The 18,880-nt window shown below is 43.6% G+C and carries 18 protein-coding genes; 4 read left to right on the forward strand and 14 right to left on the reverse strand.

Annotation, left to right across the window (positions count from 1 at the left end; genetic code table 11):
- Positions 1-51: 51 nt before the first annotated feature.
- Entirely contained in the window at positions 52-1,614 is a 1,563-nt protein-coding gene (murJ, locus tag ACED45_RS03115) for a murein biosynthesis integral membrane protein MurJ (RefSeq protein ID WP_146490560.1), read from the reverse strand.
- A 251-nt stretch (positions 1,615-1,865) separates the two neighbouring features.
- Here murJ and rpsT point away from each other — a divergent pair, with 251 nt between their 5' ends.
- Complete coding sequence (gene rpsT, locus ACED45_RS03120; protein WP_004739529.1) at positions 1,866-2,126, forward strand: 30S ribosomal protein S20; 261 nt, start codon at positions 1,866-1,868, stop codon at positions 2,124-2,126.
- Positions 2,127-2,396: 270 nt separating this feature from the next.
- On the opposite strand, the gene ACED45_RS03125 is transcribed toward rpsT, so the two are convergent.
- Entirely contained in the window at positions 2,397-2,690 is a 294-nt protein-coding gene (locus tag ACED45_RS03125) for an ArsR/SmtB family transcription factor (RefSeq protein ID WP_004735028.1), read from the reverse strand.
- A 100-nt stretch (positions 2,691-2,790) separates the two neighbouring features.
- The gene (gene nhaR / locus ACED45_RS03130) at positions 2,791-3,681 is read right to left on the reverse strand and encodes a transcriptional activator NhaR (RefSeq protein ID WP_146490559.1); all 891 of its coding nucleotides are present in this window, start codon (positions 3,679-3,681) and stop codon (positions 2,791-2,793) included.
- A gap of 389 nt (positions 3,682-4,070) precedes the next feature.
- Between nhaR and ACED45_RS03135 the strand changes: the two genes are divergently transcribed.
- Together ACED45_RS03135 and ACED45_RS03140 are read left to right on the forward strand one after the other, a co-directional pair.
- On the forward strand, positions 4,071-5,216 hold the full coding sequence (locus ACED45_RS03135; protein WP_048662115.1) for a Na/Pi symporter: 1,146 nt from the start codon (positions 4,071-4,073) through the stop codon (positions 5,214-5,216).
- A gap of 44 nt (positions 5,217-5,260) precedes the next feature.
- Positions 5,261-5,440 (forward strand): hypothetical protein, encoded by a 180-nt coding sequence (locus tag ACED45_RS03140; protein ID WP_371713300.1) that lies wholly within the window; start codon positions 5,261-5,263, stop codon positions 5,438-5,440.
- 41 nt (positions 5,441-5,481) lie between these two features.
- Here ACED45_RS03140 and ACED45_RS03145 read toward each other — a convergent pair whose 3' ends face one another.
- The 7 genes from ACED45_RS03145 to rppH form a co-directional block, all read right to left on the reverse strand.
- Positions 5,482-5,958 carry a hypothetical protein gene (locus ACED45_RS03145; protein WP_146490558.1) on the reverse strand — a complete coding sequence of 159 codons (477 nt, stop codon included), beginning with the start codon at positions 5,956-5,958 and terminating at the stop codon, positions 5,482-5,484.
- 216 nt (positions 5,959-6,174) lie between these two features.
- Complete coding sequence (locus ACED45_RS03150; protein ID WP_371713301.1) at positions 6,175-7,563, reverse strand: winged helix-turn-helix domain-containing protein; 1,389 nt, start codon at positions 7,561-7,563, stop codon at positions 6,175-6,177.
- Between the two features lie 124 nt (positions 7,564-7,687).
- Entirely contained in the window at positions 7,688-8,539 is an 852-nt protein-coding gene (locus ACED45_RS03155; RefSeq protein ID WP_017056122.1) for a thymidylate synthase, read from the reverse strand.
- Positions 8,540-8,548: 9 nt separating this feature from the next.
- Positions 8,549-9,370, reverse strand: a complete 822-nt coding sequence (gene lgt / locus ACED45_RS03160) for a prolipoprotein diacylglyceryl transferase (protein WP_136985053.1) — start codon at positions 9,368-9,370, stop codon at positions 8,549-8,551.
- A gap of 57 nt (positions 9,371-9,427) precedes the next feature.
- Complete coding sequence (locus ACED45_RS03165) at positions 9,428-10,219, reverse strand: sulfite exporter TauE/SafE family protein (RefSeq protein ID WP_048662681.1); 792 nt, start codon at positions 10,217-10,219, stop codon at positions 9,428-9,430.
- 8 nt (positions 10,220-10,227) lie between these two features.
- Positions 10,228-12,477, reverse strand: a complete 2,250-nt coding sequence (gene ptsP / locus ACED45_RS03170; RefSeq protein WP_019820560.1) for a phosphoenolpyruvate--protein phosphotransferase — start codon at positions 12,475-12,477, stop codon at positions 10,228-10,230.
- Positions 12,478-12,479: 2 nt separating this feature from the next.
- Complete coding sequence (gene rppH, locus ACED45_RS03175; RefSeq protein ID WP_017059335.1) at positions 12,480-12,998, reverse strand: RNA pyrophosphohydrolase; 519 nt, start codon at positions 12,996-12,998, stop codon at positions 12,480-12,482.
- 615 nt (positions 12,999-13,613) lie between these two features.
- Between rppH and mutH the strand changes: the two genes are divergently transcribed.
- On the forward strand, positions 13,614-14,279 hold the full coding sequence (gene mutH / locus ACED45_RS03180; RefSeq protein WP_055319051.1) for a DNA mismatch repair endonuclease MutH: 666 nt from the start codon (positions 13,614-13,616) through the stop codon (positions 14,277-14,279).
- Between the two features lie 89 nt (positions 14,280-14,368).
- On the opposite strand, the gene ACED45_RS03185 is transcribed toward mutH, so the two are convergent.
- From ACED45_RS03185 to lysS, 4 genes are all read right to left on the reverse strand, one after another.
- Positions 14,369-14,680, reverse strand: a complete 312-nt coding sequence (locus ACED45_RS03185) for a DUF6482 family protein (protein WP_004735016.1) — start codon at positions 14,678-14,680, stop codon at positions 14,369-14,371.
- A gap of 214 nt (positions 14,681-14,894) precedes the next feature.
- Positions 14,895-15,146 (reverse strand): hypothetical protein, encoded by a 252-nt coding sequence (locus tag ACED45_RS03190; protein ID WP_004735015.1) that lies wholly within the window; start codon positions 15,144-15,146, stop codon positions 14,895-14,897.
- 567 nt (positions 15,147-15,713) lie between these two features.
- The gene (gene vpsR / locus ACED45_RS03195) at positions 15,714-17,048 is read right to left on the reverse strand and encodes a cyclic-di-GMP-binding transcriptional regulator VpsR (RefSeq protein WP_050053118.1); all 1,335 of its coding nucleotides are present in this window, start codon (positions 17,046-17,048) and stop codon (positions 15,714-15,716) included.
- 271 nt (positions 17,049-17,319) lie between these two features.
- Entirely contained in the window at positions 17,320-18,852 is a 1,533-nt protein-coding gene (lysS, locus tag ACED45_RS03200; RefSeq protein WP_017059330.1) for a lysine--tRNA ligase, read from the reverse strand.
- Positions 18,853-18,880: the final 28 nt, after the last annotated feature.

An 18,880-nucleotide genomic window follows, 5' to 3' on the forward strand; every position in this document is an offset into this window, starting at 1 on the left:
TTATTTGCATCATTTATTGTGTGAAACCGACGGATTATATACTAATCAGTATTAATCTGTCGCTGCTTTTAAATGTTTTACTCGGATACCTAAAACCAGTACCGAAACAATATAAACAAAGCCACCAAGTCCAATCAAGCCTGTTAGCATCAGCGCTCTCTGACTAAAGCTCCATTCAAGCCACTGTTGCATATTATCTAGCTGCCACAAAATAGCCGCAACCATCACACCGCCAGAGACAATTAACTTCGCGCAGAACAACAAAGTCGTCTTTGTTAGTTTGTAGACGCCAGCAAGGTGTAAGCCGCGATATAGCAGTGCCATATTCACAAAGGCAGACAGCGCCGTCGCAATAGCCAAACCCACATAACCATAGAAATAAGCAAAGATCGCGTTAAACACCATATTGGTCACCATTGCGATAATGCCGTACTTAACCGGTGTTTTGGTATCTTGGCGAGAGTAATAGCCCGGGGCTAAAACTTTAATCAACATGAAGTTAAGCAAGCCTGACGCGTAAGCTACTAATGACATCGATGCCTGCTGTACATCATGTGGAGAAAACTCACCGCGCATGAATAGCACCATCAGCATTGGTTTAGCTAAAACGATAAGACCTAACATCGCAGGAATACCAAGCAGCAAAACCATGCGCACACCCCAGTCCATGGTATGTGCGAACCCTTCCCCTTGAGCGTCTACGTGTTTACGAGACAAAGCAGGAAGAATCACGGTCGCAATGGCAATACCAAACAAACCAAGTGGAAATTCCAATAATCTGTCCGAGTAATACAGCCAACTGATAGAGCCCGTCGCTAAAAAGCTGGCAATAAAGGTATCGAACAACAAGTTGATTTGACTCACTGACACACCAAACAAAGCAGGGATCATTAACGTGCGGATCTTAACCACGCCCGGATCTCTCCAACCCCATTTAGGCTTAACCAATACACCCGCTTTAATCAGGAAAGGCATTTGGAACAGGAATTGAACTAAGCCTCCAAGAAAAACGCCGATGGATAAACCAATTTCAGGTTGTTCTAAATTAGGAGCAAGAAACCAAGCACAAGCAATGATCATCACGTTCAAGAACACTGGAGTAAAAGAAGAGACCGCAAACTTACCTAATGTATTAAGAATGGCCCCAGATAAAGCTACGAAGGTGATAAACCACAAATAAGGAAAGGTAATCTTGAGCATAAAGCTCGCTAGCTCAAATTTTGGCGCTGATGGGCCATCATTTAGCCAGTCGATAAACCAACCCGCACCAAACATCGCGGTGATCACGCCAGAGCCCAATACCCCGATAACGGTGACGATAGACACTAAAACTCCGAGCGTACCCGATACTTTGGCAATTAAATCTCGAGTCTTATCTTTATCACCTGCTGCGTGATATTCCGTTAATACAGGAACAAACGCTTGAGAAAACGCACCTTCTGCAAAAAGTCGACGTAAGAAATTAGGAATTTTATTAGCGAAGAAGAATACATCAGCACTCGCTCCAGCCCCCATCAAATTTGCTACTACTACATCACGTACTAGCCCCAACACACGGGAAACAAAAGTCATAGCACTGACAATCAGGCCTGACTTTAATAGTCGTTTACTCACAGAAACCTCTGACACTGGTTGATTACTTTCAAGCGAGGATAAATACTATCCTATCCTAAGAAGCATATTTATTAGCATTGGTCTAAAAATGCTGTTAGAATCCCCGCCATCTTAACCGCGATGACCTTTCCATACCAAAGTTTGTTTGGCTACGATTGGTTTTTGCACAAATCATTTGACAATTAAGCGCTAATGAGGGATAGTCCTCGCCCTTAAATTGTCACCGAACTAAGTTTTTGGGAGTTAGACCCTTGGCAAACAGTAAATCTGCTAAGAAGCGCGCTATCCAAGCTGAGAAACGTCGCCAGCACAATGCTAGCCGTCGTTCTATGATGCGCACTTACATGAAAAAGACTATCGCAGCTATTGCAGCTGGTGATAAAGAAGCTGCAACTGCTGCTCTTGTAGAAGTTACACCACTTCTTGACCGTATGGCGACTAAAGGCCTTATTCATAAGAATAAAGCTGCACGTCATAAGTCTCGTTTCGCTGCTGCAATCAAAGCTCTTTAATAGAAATTTGATTACAACGCAAAACGAAAAAAACCGGCCTAGGCCGGTTTTTTTATATCTAAATTTTGAGTAACGCTTTTATTTTACGTGCTAACAGCCATTTTACTTACCGATAGACAATTAAGCAGATAGATAAAAAACAATCAGGAAAATAAAGAGAGAAGCAAATTGGTACGTAGATAGATAGATTTTAACGTTCGACATGAAATACTGACACTTCCTTGTGTCATTCCATCGCTGATAAGAAATCCCCCTCCCACCAGCAATTAGCTACTTACAGTAAATACCATGCAGTAGATTAATCATCGCTTTGACTTCTTCGCTGCTCAATGTGTAATACACGGTTTGAGCTTCTTTGCGAGTTTCGACCAAACCATCTCTTCTCAACCAAGCAAGATGTTGAGATAAAGCAGACTGACTCAGTTCCAACTTGCCACACAACTCCCCAACCGACAGCTCAGTACCATGTAATAGGCACAAGATCTGTAAGCGACGCTCGTTGGCCATGGCTTTGAGTAGAATCACAGCTTGCGCTGAGTTCTTCTCCATCTCTTTTAAGTTCATAGTTTGGCTCCCTACAACCTTTACGCCAACTACGGGCTATCAGTATTTCCGGCATATGGTGGCGTTATGATAATCGATATCAATTCATTAACAAACCGCCTCACTCGAACAATTTGCTAAAATCTGCGTCGCATACGTTTTTTACTGCTGGATGTTGGATCATCCTCTCAGCAAATATGACGTAGTACTCCTCCTTTAACTCTTCAATACCACACAATAATTGCAGTGACGTATCTTCCTCAACTTCAGACATATAAAGCGTCGGCGCTAAGAATATTGCGTCATCGTGATAACGAGCAAAAGCCTTCATCAATGCCGCGTCATCAAACTCCCCCAAAATATCAGGTTTAAGTCCTTGTCTATCGAACCATTGCAGTACTTTACGTCCCATCGAAGTTCGGCTTCCTGGGATCAAAAGCTTTCTTTGTTCTAATACTGCGGGGAAGTTAACACCTTCAACCTGACCTGAACTAAAAAAGCTCATTCCACTCTCACCCAATTTTTTACTAAACAGACCCGGGCTTTGACTAGAGTCCACCGGACAGTCAGACAAGATCATATCGAGTTTATGTTGTGAGAGTTGCTCAAGTAACATTTCATGGGTCGATTCAAAACAGCGTAAATGAATGCTGTTATCAGGGGGAATGGTCGACATCAGTATCTTACTGACGAGCCTTTTAGAGAGTGCATCTGCAACGCCAACATCAAACAAAATATTGGAGTGCTGGCTGTAATTCACGATATCCAGCATCTCGTAACTCAGGCCAAACATACGATCGGCATATTTAAAGACCAGCTGTCCAAGCTCTGTAGGCTCAACACTGCGGCCATTACGCTTGGTCAACTTGCCATCCATGCGCTCTTCTAAGGCTTTTATCTGCCCCGTTACAGTTTGTGGTGTTAAGAATAGGGCTTCTGCAGCTTTAGTAACTGAGCCTTGCTTGCAAACCATCCAGAAGTAATACAGATGGTTATAGTTGAGGTGCGACATAGATGTGCCGTAATAAAAGAGTAGATAGCCTTTTATATCAAATATGACACCGCCACTCAATAAACTCGGAAAAACCAAACCTAACTAAGTATTACTACCTATTTTTACGAAGTGTCTGATTTCATAATGTAATATTTCAGTGAATATTTTCAATTTTTCTCCAACTTTTAAGATCTAAATCACCAAGTTACAAATCACATAAAACCAAACAAAAACAATTAGTTAAAATGACAATATTTACTGTCAAAATATTTAAACAGTAAATCATCACAAAAAAAACCAACCTAAACCAAAATGTAATATTACTGAAATATTTGTTCTCTAACATCACGCTCAGATTAAACAAACAGACCAAACACAGACTTAAACGGTCCAATGGAGAATACATTATGAACCAAGCTACTACTGCAGCAGCGCCTATCTCGAGCACTACTCGTTGGCTACGCTGGGCTAACTTGGCATTCATGCTTTACCTACTATTACTTTCAGTTTCAATGGTTGGTACAGGCTTCAAATGGGCAACAGGCGAGCAAGCAAAGGTTCTTTTTGAATTTGCTTCACACCCAGTTGCAGGCTTAATGATTGGTTTAGTAGCAACAGCGCTGATTCAGTCATCTAGTACAGTTACTTCAATTATCGTTGGCCTTGTGGCCGGTGGTTTACCTGTTGAGCTAGCAATCCCAATGATCATGGGTGCGAACATTGGTACTACGGTAACCAATACGCTAGTTAGCCTTGGTCACGTTCGTTGTAAAGAAGAGTTCAAGCGTGCATTCGCAAGTGCGACAATTCACGACTTCTTTAACCTATTAGCCGTTGCTATCTTCCTACCACTAGAGATGGCGTTTGGTATTCTAGAGAAGATTTCTCACTGGTTAGTATCACCAATGCTAGCAACAGGTGATATGAGCATGGGTGGTCTTAACTTCATCAAGCCAATCACTAAGCCAGTAGTCAGTGCGATTAAAGAGCCTCTATCAACATTTGGCGACACTGTTGGCGGCATCATGCTTATCGTTCTAGGTATTGCGACTATCTTCGTAGCCATAACAGTAATGGGTAAGCTAATGAAGAGCCTAATGGTTGGTCGTGCTCGTGAGATTCTAAAGAACGCAATCGGTCGTGGCCCTATCCACGGTATCGCTTCTGGCTCTATCGTTACTATCCTTGTTCAGTCTTCTTCTACGACAACAAGCTTGATGGTTCCGCTAGTAGGTTCAGGTGTTCTTAAAGTACGTGACGTTTACCCATTCACTCTGGGAGCAAACATCGGTACATGTATTACCGCTCTACTTGCAGCAACAGCAGTATCTGGTGAGTTCGCAGTATTCGCACTACAAATTGCTCTAGTACACTTGGTGTTCAACATCATGGCAACGGTATTCATCTTCGGAATCCCGTTCCTACGTGAACTTCCAGTTAAAGCGGCTGACATGATTTCGGATATGGCTGTGAAGAACAAATCTGTAGTAGCAGGCTACCTTGTTGCGGTATTCCTTGTACTGCCTGGTACAGTGTTAGCTCTGACTGCTTAATAGCAAAACAAACATCGCTTATAGCAAAGCCCGCAACCTAGGTTGTGGGCTTTTTCTTTTCTGCACAGCAGATGCGAGTAGCGAAGGGCCAGAAGCAGATTAGAGATACGGGTAAGCGAGTAACGAAAAACACGAACTGTGATAGTCGTACTTGGTATATCGCCGACTCAAACCTAGGTATGTTTTTCGTATTCCTAATCTCATTTACTCGTTTCTATTCTTAGATCTTCGTATCTCGCATCTCGTGCACTCGTATCTAGCTACCCTACTTACCCTGCTCATTACGCAGGTACATGATCGCAACCATGCCAAAACCGATAAATTGCCATAGATACTGTCCATCGCTTGCGCCAGTGATGGTTTGAGTGAAAGCCATACAAGCAGTCACAAACAAAGAAGAAAATGCAGCATAAAGTAACCACGGACGGTCTTTCCCGACCATGAACTCACCTGCAAATACAGAGCGAATAACCAGTAAAAATGGAACACATTGCAACGCAATCAGAATCGGAAACATAAAGTCGAACGTTGGGCTAAGTAAAGCATGACCGACTTGGCTCTTGTCCCAAGTGCCGACAATATAACCTTTCCAGCCAGCCCAGGTGTCTCCCGCATATGCGGTATCCGGCGAAATGAAGCCAAGTAGTACGCCCATCACTTTATCGATAAAGCCATTTTTAAACCAAAAGACAAATAAGAAGATCTGAATTGGAATGATCTGAAAAGCAAACTTCTTCAACATGTATGTACCCCAAATAGTGAATTATTTGGTGAACAGTATGTGGAATTCGGTGTTTTTACGCTTGATGCAAGGCAATCGAGCCTGAGTCCAAACAATAATCAAACATGTTAAGAAGCCTGTCGGCACAGGGAAACCTTGCGGGAATACCGGAACTATCAGCGCTCACTCACACCTTCACTTAGAAGGGATATTAGGCATTTAGGAAAGGTTTGTTTTTTATAAAGATTCAATAAGATCAAACAGTTGACCGTCATTCTCTTTTTTTACTTCGGTATAACGTTGATAGTTGTATTGCGAACCTTTTGGGTTGTCCGACAGCTTATCAGCCACACTCAGTAGATAAAAGCTGATTGGGCTCGGCGTACTTTCGGCAGCATAGGATAGATAAGGGAACGCTTGATTAGCATGTTGATTGATTAACAAGGCTAGCCCCAAGGTAAGATTAGCGATGTCACAACGTGGGTTCATCTCGAAGGCTTGCTTTGCCAGTTGCAGTGCATGTTCGCGGTCTTCTTGTTCATGATTTTGTAAATAAGCCAAAGATTCCGAATACGACAGCAAGGCATTGACCGGATAATTATCTCGCCCTTGTTGTTGAATCGTATCCAACTGAAGTGCTATTTCCTCAAATGGCTGACCACCTTTACCTTGGTAGAACAACGATATCCCCTCAGAGATAACACTCCAATCATCGTAGTTATCAATAGAGGTCACTCGATGACTTGCCACGCCGTATTCGGAGCTCATTGGAGCAATAATGGCTTTGACCTCGAGAATAACATCCCCAATGGCATCAAAGAAATTATCTTGGCTAAAGCGCTTTTCCACTTTCTGACTTTGATTCGGTTGGCGATTGTTTTGTACAAGCACGCTCAACACATAATCACTGTCCTTTTGTTTGAGCCAACCTTTGAGTTCAACACCATTGTTGGTCAGTGATTGCTTGCCCTGATGCGATAGCTGAGAAAAGTGGTAACCCGATAAGTTTTTTGCCGAATTCAGCCCGTAGAAAAGATAGTTATAAACGCTTTCTGACATCTCATAATCGTTCGCAGAATCGAGTGTTATGTCATGAATATAAACAGGAATTACATCACTTTGATGAGCAGAAATAACAGCAGTGTCATTAGCTGGGACATCGGTTTGCCATGCCCAAGCTGCTATTAAGCCAATAGAGAATACTGCGGTTGTAATCAGGGCGATGGTTTTCTTTTTCGACTTAGCAACAATAGGCTCAAGTTGAGAGGCGTCCTCAACGGGAGTTGGTTTAACGCTCGACTGAGTCACCTCAACATCGAACTGGTAACCTTGTTTAGGGATCGTCTGAATAATGCGATACGGACGTGACTTATCCTGAAGTTGACTGCGCAATAAACTGATGACTTGCCTAACCAGATTGTCAGACACTTGAGTTCTTTGCCACACATCAGAGGCTATCTGCTGAGTGCTAACCACTTGCCCGCGATTTTCGATGAAATAGCTGAGTAGCTTTGCTTGTAATGGCTCTAGATGAATCGCCTCATCATCAATCACCAACTGATTTTTATCAGGGTAGAAAGCAATAGGAAAGTCATGTTGCAACACGAAGCAATGCGAACGAGTCATAGCAGTTCTGTGGTTAGAAAAGACCCCACAAGATTATTGGTTTTATAAATAGTAAGCAAGCCAAGTATCACAAATAAAAAAGGCTGCACAATGGCAGCCTTTCAATCAAACAAAGCAGATTAGATTAAACCGAGAACGGGTACTTAATCGCTTCGTGGCATTCGTAACCTTCAACCCAGAAGTCATCCATCGTTACCCATGTTTCCAAATCTTCTAGAGACTTAATCTCAGGATTGATATGGAATGTTGGGCCAGCTAACGGCTCACGCTTTAGCTGAATGTCACGCATTGGCGCCAGCTGATCTTCGTAGATATGAGCATTCACAAGCTTGTGGTAAGCCACGCCAGCTTTCTTACCCGTGATTTGCGCCATAATAGCTAGGAAGACATACACTTGAACCATGTTGAAGTTCAGGCCTAAAGGCACGTCACAAGAACGTTGAGTACTGTTTAGGTACAGAGTGTCACCAAGTAGAGAGAAGTGATGGCTGTACATACACGGACGCAAACATCCCATGTGGAACTCACCTGGGTTATAGAAGTTTAAGATCTCACCACGGTCATCAATACCGTTCGTTAGATCATCAACAATCTTCTTCAGTTGGTCGATATGACCGCCATCAGGTTTTGCCCATGCACGTCCTTGAACGCCGTAAACACGGCCCATATCGTCTTCGCCCTTGCGGTAAGGGTTATTTAGCCATGCCTCGTTCAAGTTCGAATTCGCATCCCAAGTCTTAGTACCTAGTTTGCGGAAGTCTTCAGCATTATCGTAACCACGGATGTAGCCAAGCAGTTCAGCAACCGCGGCCTTCCAAAAGCTCTTACGCGTTGTTACTAGAGGGAACTGGTTATTACCAACATCATATTCCAGGTCAGCATTGATCACGGTTAGGCAGCGCTTGCCCGTGCGTTCATTTTCAATCCAAGTACCGTCATCAACGATACGCTGACAGAGATCTAAATACTGTTTCACACCAATTCCTTACTTCGTTTGTTGTGGTAATTCGTCTTTGTAGTGACCACGCTTGTATGCCCACACCATCATCAGCACACCGATGATAACCATTGGCAGTGACAAAATTTGTCCCATAGAGATAAATCCACCGAACAAACCTAGGTGAGCGTCAGGTTCACGTACGTATTCTACTAAGAAGCGGAATGTACCATATCCTGCTAGGAATAACCCTGATACAGAACCAAGAGGACGCGGCTTTTTGATAAACCAGTTCAAGATGAAGAACAGCACAATACCTTCAAGCGCCATCTCGTAAAGTTGAGATGGGTGACGAGGAAGTGGGCCACCGTTAGGGAACACAATAGCCCATGGCACATCAGTCACACGGCCCCAAAGCTCGCTGTTCATGAAGTTACCTAAGCGTCCCATGCCTAAACCAAATGGCACCAATGGTGCAATCATGTCTGCCACACCAAAGAAGGTTCGACTGTTCTTTTTGGCATACCAAAACATGGCAGTAATAACACCAAGCAAACCACCGTGGAAAGACATACCGCCAGTCCATACCTTAAATAGATAAAGAGGATCTGCTAGGAAAAGGTCAAAGTTGTAGAAAAGTACGTAGCCAATACGACCACCCAGCACCACACCTAGAAAGCCAGCAAACAGTAAGTCTGATACTTGCTCTCGAGTCCAACCGCTGCCCGGTTGATCAGCTCGACGATTTGCTAACCAAAGAGCAAACATAAAACCAACAAGGTACATTAAGCCGTACCAACGAACTGAGATTGGTCCTAGTTCAATAAGAACAGGATCGATATTTGGGAATTCGATAAAACCCTGAGACATACTTGGCTCTCTATCTAAATTGATTAACGGTTAGCTCAATGGCTAACAGAAAAGACACTACAGCAGCATTGTGGCTGCTATAAACATTAAAAATACCGCAAAGAATTTCTTCAGCACAGAGGTTGGCAATTGAGTGGCCAGTTTCGCCCCCACTCGAGTGGTCAAAACTGAGGTACAAGATATCGCGATCAAAGCCGGCAGATAAACGTAACCTAAGCTATACGCAGGAAGATCATCAACAGAAGATCCATGCCAAATGAAACCGAGCATTCCCGAAATCGCGATAACACAACCGCATACCGAAGATGAGCCCACAGCTTTGCGCATTTCCACACCATGATGGTTAAGGAAAGGCACCGATAAAGACCCACCGCCAATGCCCGCCAAGCTTGATACCAAACCAATACCGCCACCACACAATACGGTTTTAGCTGAACCCGGCATCGACTTTTGGCTCTTAGAGCGAATCGACAACAGCATTTGCAACGCCAATACCAAAACAATCACACCAAAGACTTTTGGTAAGTATTGAGCTGGAATGACATCGGCCACGAAAGAACCGAGGAAGCCGCCTATAACGACACCCGGCATCAACCACTTAACGACAAATATCTCTACGTTACCTAATTTTAAATGGTTAATCGCAGACGATCCCGACGTAACAATGATGGTTGATAGCGAAGTAGCCAATGCCATTTGCATCGCAAACTCTTGGGGGATACCCGCTTTAGGAAGCAAAAACAGTAAGGCAGGAACCACCAGCAAACCACCACCAATGCCTAGCAAGCCTGCTAAAACACCAACAATAGCACCAAGGCCTGCTAACAAGCCTATTAGTTCATATGACACGTTAAATCCTATTTTTTACCTGCTCGAATGAAGCCTGTAAATTCACGCTCTTCGAAATAGTTCAGCATCATACTATAGATGTCACTACCATACGGTTTTGAAAGTGCCTTATTTGCCAAATCCTGTAATTCAGCCAAGTTCGATTGACGAATCAAATATTTGGTTCTTGCGACATTCGAGGTATTCATACTTAGCGTCTCATACCCCAATCCAATCAATAGCAGCGCGCCCATCGGGTCACCGGCTAACTCGCCACAAATACACACAGGTAATTGATATTGCTTACAAGTATCATGAATTTGTTTTAATGCCATGATCACCGCAGGGTGCATTGATTCATAGACATCGGATACTCGTGAATTGTTCCGATCAACCGCTAATAAATATTGGGTTAAGTCGTTGGTACCGACTGAAACGAAGTCGACCTTATCCGCAATCAGCGGCAGTATGTACAGCATGGATGGCACTTCAATCATGATACCAACGCGAGGCATACGCACTCGGTTATCAAGCTCATGCACTTCGTCATACGCTTGTTCAATCAGTTGTAGCGCGTCATCCAATTCCTGAGCACCAGAGATCATCGGCAGCAAAATGCTCAAGTTATGGCTTTCACAACTCGCACGTAGCATGGCACGCAGTTGAATAATGAAGATATCTGGATGATCGAGCGTAAAACGAATACCACGCCAACCAAGGAATGGATTGTCCTCTTCGATAGGAAAATAAGGTAAGGCCTTATCACCACCGATATCGAGTGTACGCATCACCACTTGTTTCTCAGGGTAACTTGCCAGCACAGAACGATACTGCTTGAATTGTTCATCCTCTGACGGGAATCTTTGCTGTAACAAGAAAGAGATTTCAGTTCGATACAGCCCTACTCCATCAACACCTTGGTTGATGGCGATGTTAGTGTCTGCACTCAAACCCGCATTAAGTAGAATCTCTACTTGCTTGTCGTCTTGCGTTTTTGCCGGTAGGTATAGCTCGCGATTGACCATAGAGGAGAGCTCACTCTCTTCTAGAATCAGCCCTCGATACTCTTTAAGCAGGTTTTTAGTCGGCTCAATAAAGATCTCACCGCTATACCCATCCACAATCGCTCGCTTGCCATTAGCTTGAGCTAGATTGAGATTTACCCCCATGACTGAAGGTATGCCAAGCGCTCGAGACAAAATCGCTGCATGCGAGTTCGCCGCCCCTTCCAAGGAAATAACAGCTAATAGCTTTTCTTTTGGAATAGACGCTAATACCGAAGCGGTTAACTCACGAACCACTAGAATAATCGGCTTATCTAATGTGCGGAGTTCATGTTCAGAGTTATGGAGGAAATAGAGCAACCTTTGTCCGAGCTCTCGGATGTCTTGTGCTCTCTCACGAAGGTACACATCAGACATACGAGCAAAGCGGTTCGAATAGCTCTCAACCACTTGTCTTAATGCCCAATCGGCTTTATCGCCTTTCTGAATTTGACTCTTTAGATCCTTACGCAACATAGGATCGTTGAGTAAGTGAGTAAACAGGTCAAAGATCGCTAATGCGTCTTTATTGATTTCGCTATCTAAGCGCTTTCGCATGCGCTTAAAGTCATTGAGGGCATTTTCAACCGCTACCGCCAACAACTCATGCTCTCTCTCTACATTGAGCGTCGAAGCAGGATAAACATCGGTAAGTTCAGGCTGGGTGTTGTCCCACCATAAATCACCAATCGCCACGCCCGATGAAGCTGCAATACCTTTAGTCGCAGGTAGCTTCTGTTGCTCTAACAGCCAATGACCTTGAGTTTGGGCGTGCGCCACAATAACGGCAAGTTGTGCTGAGAGCGTGACAAGGAAAGATTCTTCCATCTCACTGAATAAACGCGGAGTCTTCTGTTGAATGACCAATACACCGAGTACTTGCTTGCGGTGGATAATCGGAGTACCGAGAAAAGAGTGATAGACGTTTTCTCCAAGCTCTGGAAAAAACTTATAAGCAGGGTGAGCAGATGCTTGTGCAAGGTTGATAGGTTCAGCACTTCTTTTAACAAGGCCAACCAGACCTTCGTCAAAACCAATGTGAATGCTATTGCCTTTGAAGATCAGGCCTTGAGTTGCCATCAACTCAAGGCGCTGCATATCATTATTTGCCAAATACACGGTGCAACATTCCGTCTGCATCGCACTGCATGTCTCTTTCACCAAAATATCAAGAGCCGTCGACACATCTTCAACTCTTGATACGTGTTCAACTATTTCCCTTAGTTGACTGAGCATGCTTAACCTCTACGCAATTTGCGCTTTCCTTTTATTTTTCGCTCTTTAAACGGCATTGCTAAAGATGCGAACTCTTTCATCGCTCGACGGTAAACATCTCGCTTGAAAGAAACAACTTGTCGAACTGGGTACCAGTAACTCACCCAACGCCAACCATCAAACTCAGGTGTACTTCCACGCTGCATATTGATATGCGATTCATCGCAATCTAAGCGCAAAAGAAACCACTTCTGTTTTTGTCCAATACAGACAGGTTTAGAATCCCACCGAACCAGTCGTTTGGGTAGCTTATAGCGTAACCAATGACGACTTGTCGCGACGATCTTTACATCCTTTTTAGTAAGGCCAACCTCTTCATACAACTCGCGGTACATTGCCTGTTCCGGAGTCTCACCTTCATCTATTCCCCCTTGAGGAAATTGCCATGAATGTTGCCCGTATCGTTTAGCCCAGAAGACCTGACCATGGTTGTTACAGATTACAATACCAACATTTAATCGGTAACCATCGCCATCTATCACTGGCCAACCTCTATCTAAATTTTTAATTACTCTGATTTTTCCACATATCCCCAATCGGAGCAAACTTAGTGACGTGATAAGCGCTATATTTATGAATAATAACTAAAGATATGGATAAGTTTTGCTCAAATTCTAGTTACCCACACAATAGTGAGACATAGACCACATTTATTCACCTTTTCTGTGAATAACTATGTGAAGAATTACCCGCAATCGTTTTTTTAATCCATAGATTCATCAACACAAAAAACGACAAATCAATAAAACTTAATTTATATTCATACAAATCAACCAATTAAAATAATATCTTAGTTTTAAAAAACATTGGAAATGTAAAAGATCTTTCAGAAATTCGACATGGTTAAAGATCAACCACTCCGATGTTTATCCACACTACCAAGTGAAAGATTCATTTTGAACCCCATTTGGCAAGCATTTTATCCACCATAAACCCCTGTTTATTTATCCACTAAATTAATATTTCAATTAATTACCTTTATGTCCTGTGGATAACCCTGAGTTTGATCCCTTTTCTCGCAAGGAGATCATTTCTTAACCAGTCGTCATTTGGTGATAACTTCTGATAAAATCGTTTTTTTGATCATACCTTTTATTATGAAACCAGAACCACAAACACAACAAGAGCTGTTAGAGCGCGCGTATGCCATCGCCGGAATGACCTTTAAAGAACTCGCCGACGAAGCCGAGATGCGGATGCCAAACGACCTTAAGCGTGATAAAGGCTGGGTTGGGCAGTTATTGGAATGGCACTTGGGTGCACCTGCAGGCAGCAAGCCAGAACAAGATTTTGCCAAGCTAGGGATCGAGCTAAAAAGTATTCCGATTGGCTATTCTGGCAAGCCACTCGAAACCACCTTTGTGTGTGTCGCGCCTTTGATGGGTGTGCAAGGCATAACTTGGGAAACCAGCCACGTTCGAAACAAGCTGTCTAAGGTGTTGTGGATCCCTGTCGAGGGAGAAAGAGAGATCCCGTTAGCAGAGAGGCATGTAGGATCCCCTTTATTATGGACACCTAGCCAAGCTGAAGACGAACTCTTGAAAAGAGATTGGGAAGAACTAATGGAATTGATCGTGTTAGGCAATGTGGAGCAAATAACTGCAAGACACGGTGAAGCACTGCATTTACGTCCAAAAGCTGCCAACAGTCGAGTGTTAACCGAAGCTTACGGTGCAAGTGGAAAACCTATCAAAACTAAACCACGTGGTTTCTATCTACGAACTCAATTCACCCACAAATTGCTGACAACACATTACGCATAGATCGTTTAATCAAGCCTCGGTAGCGAAAACTCTCAATGCGTTACAAAAGAGCCTGCAATTAGAATCAATCTCTAGCAACAAACGCTCTCTTAATGAGGTTTAAGCGCCAGTTCAATGTCACAGTAGCTTTGGCTTGGCTCATTACCAAACTCATCATACGCGTTATGTAGGCGAAGATACGCCTTTTCAAAGCCGAGCCGGAGTAACTCCTCTTTCACTTGATCCAAGGATCCAAAGTGAAGCGGCTCGCCGTCTTGCTTTACCGGTTCTAGCTTGTGTTTGTACTCCACCGCCAGTAGATATTCTGAGATATCAGAACAGCCTATAACGTACACTTTTGGAGTTTGATAAGAGTCTTTATGCTCTCCATGTAACCACATGTCTAATTGATGCTTCTGCATAGCCAGCCTCCCTTGCTCTATAAAGCTTAGTAGAACTCTTTTCCTTTACTAGATAACAACTTAAAAAAGCATAGATAACGGCTTAAAAAAGCAAAAAAGAGAAGCAAGAGCTTCTCTTATTTGACCAGTTCTAGTTCAAAAGTTTGCACTTTCGACGCCATAACTATCACTGTGACTTATCTTAGGGGTTGAACGGTGCTATCAACCCCGCAGATTACGTCGGTATTCGCGCACTTAGGACACGACGAAGGTGACGTACTCGACGTTCAATAGTGACAACTTCTGGTTCAGAAAAACCAATAGGTCGACCGTCAGCCTCAAGACCAATATCTCTTAATAAGTGAGTATTGTTCCATGGTAGATCATATGAACTACGACGAACTTTTCGTTGCCATTCACGCTCTTCACGACGAAGATCGGCACGGATAAGGACTGTTGCTAATTTTAAATATACTGAGTGACGCATAATAACTCTCCAGTTGTTGAATAAACTGAGGAAAAATAGCGTGTTAGATAGTGTGAGGGCTTCTCATTTAGCTGCTATTTTTCCGCAGCCAAATAAGGATACGGATCTATTAGTTAGGTTTATCTTGGGTGTTTCGATCGGCCATGGCTGATGTTTGTGACATATCAGTCACCATGTCAGTACACGGATCAAACGACGCGCAAATATGCTGTATAAAATCGAAATGTTTCATTTGCGCCTCCAAGCTAACTAAAAAATCCAAAAAGAAATGAGGTAGTAAAAGCAGACAAGTATTTGTTAAATCTCTGCTTTCACGGGTAAAGTCTAACCAAGTGAGTATATTATTCAACCGATAATTGGTTAACATTTTCAAAACAATGCATTTACCCAAAATATCAGTTGCATATTCATTTAAATATAACATATTCACTATGATTATATAAAATCACAGCATATCTATCTTCGGCTGAGCTAGAAAAGAACTGGCTATCCTTCAGAAACAAAAAAGCCACGTAGATACGTGGCCTTTCATTTACAGTGACTGAATAAAGTCATGTAGAAAAGAGTCTAAACAACCCCTTCAGAGATTAGGCTGTGTTTATTGAGCAATCGGTACATAGTTGCTCGTGATACGCCAAGTTCTTTAGCTGCCAACGAAACCTGACCGCCGTAAGACTCCAACACAATCAGCAGTGCATCGCGCTCTGAACGCTCACGAATACTCTTCAAACTTCGGCGTTCATCATTCTGTTTTGGTAAATCGAGTTGGTGATCCTCAATGATCACCGCATCAGACATCAACACAACACGCTTAATCTGATTCATCAGCTCACGCACATTTCCAGGCCAATGGTAGCGATTCATCGAACGGATAGCATCGTCTGAAAAGCTCTTCGCTTGAGCATTAAACTCTTTCGAGTACTCACGCAGAAAGTGATTAGCCAGTACTGAAATATCACTCACACGTTCTTTTAAGCTCGGAACATGAATACGCAGAACATTAATGTAGTGATAGAGCTCTTCATTAAAATCGCCCTCAATCAACGCCTTCTCGATATCAGAGGAGTTCGCGGCCAGAATACGCACATCAACGGATTTAGGTCCATTAGCGGTTTCAATCTTACCCTCTTGTAAAAAGCGCAACAGATTCAGTTGTTGATTGCGTGGCATCGCTAAAACATCATTAAGCAAGATGGTTCCGCCATCGGCTTCTTCCAACATACAAGGCGCTGTCGCTGGCTGTGCTGAAATACCAAAGACCTCGGCCTCTATTCTCATTTCAGACAAGGCACGACAGTTAACCGTTAAAAATGGCTTCTGTGCTCGCGACGAGTTTTGGTGAATCGAGCGTGCAATCGTCTCTTTACCAGCTCCGCTCTCGCCATAAATCAAGATACTGACATCAGTCGGCCCAATACGCTTCACTTGGTCTCTCAAGCGCTTCACAGCCACAGAGTCGCCCAGCAGGCCCATATTGTTGTTAATGCCGTAGTTTGGCCATACTTTCTGCTCAAGCTTCAGCATACCCAGTTGGTGACCAATGGTACTCAGCAACTGAGCATCTGGGATTGGCGCCGTGAAAAAGTCGATACAGAAGTTAACGATAAACTGGCAGATAGTATCAGAGCTTAATTGCGATTCACGGATAAAGGCGAGCCATCTCACCTGCTTGTTATTGCTCACAAGGTTAGCAATACCGTTGAGACTGAACTCATCATGACTAAGATCGACAATACCAATACATGGGCCAATATCAGCAATCAAGGCATCGGCTTTTCGTAAATCTGCACACTGGGTACACTGCCAACCCACTTGTTCTAACACTGATAACCAGGGTTCGTACGCACCACCAACGACGATAAGAGAACCTGGTAAGGAATCCATCTTAAATTGAGTTCCCATCCTTCTTCCTTATTCTATTTTTATTTAAATCAGGCTAATACGAGTCACTGCTTCATCGTTCGACAAAATGCCGCGAGATCGTATTCAGCGCAGAGGCGTATAGTAGTGAGACTATCTTAGATTTTATGTCTCAATAGTAAGACTATGTCAGAAATAACGATTTTTCGAATCAAGAGTGCGGTACAGACTAGGTTTTGAAGCCCAAAAACAGAAAAAGCCACCCGAAGGTGGCTTTTTAATTACATAGGCTGTTACGCCCTATAAGCGAGAATTACGCTTGTGGACGCATTGCCGGGAACAAGATCACGTCACGGATTGTGTGCGTGTTTGTAAATAGCATTGCTAGACGGTCGATACCGATACCTTGACCTGCTGTTGGCGGTAGGCCGTGCTCTAGTGCAGTAATGTAGTCTGCATCGTAGTACATTGCTTCGTCGTCACCCGCGTCTTTCGCGTTAACTTGCGCTTTGAAACGCTCGTCTTGGTCTTGTGCATCGTTAAGCTCAGAGAAACCATTCGCAACTTCACGGCCACCGATGAAGAACTCAAAACGGTCTGTGAAGAATGGGTTGTCATCGCTACGACGTGCTAGAGGAGAGATGTCCGCTGGGTAGCCAGTGATGAACGTTGGTTGAATTAGCTGAGGCTCAGCCGTTTCACCAAAGATCTCTTCTAGAAGCTGACCACATGTCCAGAACGTTTCTACGTCTACGTGTACAGATTTTGCGATAGCAACCATCTTCTCACGGTCTTGTAGGTCTGCTTCTGTTAGCGCTTGAATCTCAGCGTGCTCAGGGTTGTAGTGCTTGATTGCATCGAACATGCTCATTCGAGCGTAAGTGCCACCGAACTCAACCGTTTCGTCACCGTAAGGCATAGAAGTAGAACCAAGAACGTCCATTGCTGCCGTGCTTAGCATCTCTTCTGTCAGATCCATAAGGTCTTTGTAGTCAGAGTACGCTTGGTAGAATTCCATCATTGTGAATTCTGGGTTGTGACGTGGAGATAGACCTTCGTTACGGAAGTTACGGTTGATCTCGAATACACGATCAAAACCACCAACCACTAGACGCTTAAGGTAAAGCTCTGGTGCAACACGTAGATACATGTCGATGTCTAGTGCATTGTGATGAGTGATGAATGGACGTGCAGTTGCGCCACCCGGGATCACGTGCATCATTGGCGTTTCAACTTCTAGGTAGCCTTTCGCGCTCATGAAGTTACGGATTGAAGATACAAGCTTAGAACGCACGATAAATGCATTGCGAGAATCTTCGTTCACGATTAGGTCAACGTAACGCTGACGGTAACGCATCTCTTGGTCAGTTAGACCGTGGAACTTCTCTGGTAGAGGACGAAGTGCTTTAGTCAGCAATTCAAACTCTTCCATGTTCACGTAAAGGTCGCCTTTACCTGATTTGTGAAGCGCACCTTTAACACCGATGATGTCACCGATATCTAGGCCTTGGTACTTCTCTTTCAGTACTTTTTGTACGTCTTTCGCTGCGTATGCTTGGATACGACCAGAAGTTTCTTGAATCGCAAGGAATGGACCACGCTTCGCCATAACACGACCAGCGATCGCAACGATGTGGTTAAGCTCTTCTAGCTCTTCCTTAGTCTTCTCACCGAATTCCGCTTGAAGATCGCCAGCTAGGTGCTCACGACGGAAGTCATTTGGGTGACCGTTAGCTTTGCAGTTTTGGCGGATGTGATCCAGCTTGCTGCGGCGCTCAGCGATTAGTTTGTTCTCTTCAGGTGAAGAAGCTTCTTGTGCGTTTTCGTTTTGAACAGCATCAGTCATTAGAGATGTACCCTGCTTTTAAAATTTG

Source organism: Vibrio crassostreae (assembly GCF_041439375.1).
Taxonomy (GTDB): Bacteria; Pseudomonadota; Gammaproteobacteria; order Enterobacterales; family Vibrionaceae; genus Vibrio; species Vibrio crassostreae_D.